Source organism: Streptomyces sp. NRRL WC-3549 (assembly GCF_000721935.1).
GTDB lineage: Bacteria > Actinomycetota > Actinomycetes > Streptomycetales > Streptomycetaceae > Streptomyces.
Genome location: NZ_KL585428.1, coordinates 1 through 428 on the forward strand (window position 1 = coordinate 1; position 428 = coordinate 428).

General features: G+C 78.0%; 1 protein-coding gene. It reads right to left on the reverse strand.

Annotated elements, in window-relative coordinates; all coding sequences use genetic code 11:
• Positions 1-136 precede the first annotated feature (136 nt).
• The coding region (locus IH13_RS0129445; RefSeq protein ID WP_158791389.1) for a response regulator transcription factor at positions 137-428 on the reverse strand (292 nt) is incomplete at its 5' end.

A 428-nucleotide genomic window follows, 5' to 3' on the forward strand; every position in this document is an offset into this window, starting at 1 on the left:
TCCGGGGACCGTCCCGGGCGTACCTCGGCGGTGGTGCCGGGCGGCGGTCCGGGGCGGTGGTGCCGGGCGACGGCCCCGGGCGGTGGTGCCGGGCGACGGTCCCGGGCGCACCTCGGCGGCGGTCCCGACGGCGGTCTCAGGCGTGGTCGAGGAGGCACTCCGCGGCGAACTCGCACAGCGCCGCCCGGTTTGCCCGGCCCGTCTTGCTGAGCAGGCTCGCCAGGTGCTTCTCCACCGTGCGGGGCGAGATGGAGAGCCGCCGGGCTATCTGCTGGTTGCCCGGGCGCTCGGCCAGCAGGACGAACACCTCGTACTCCCGGGGGGTCACCCCGTGGGTGCGCAGCGGCGACGGGATCCGGTCCCGGCCGTCACGGTGCTGCGTCACGCTCACCCCGGCCTGCCGCAGGGCCGCCCGGCAGGCCGCCGCC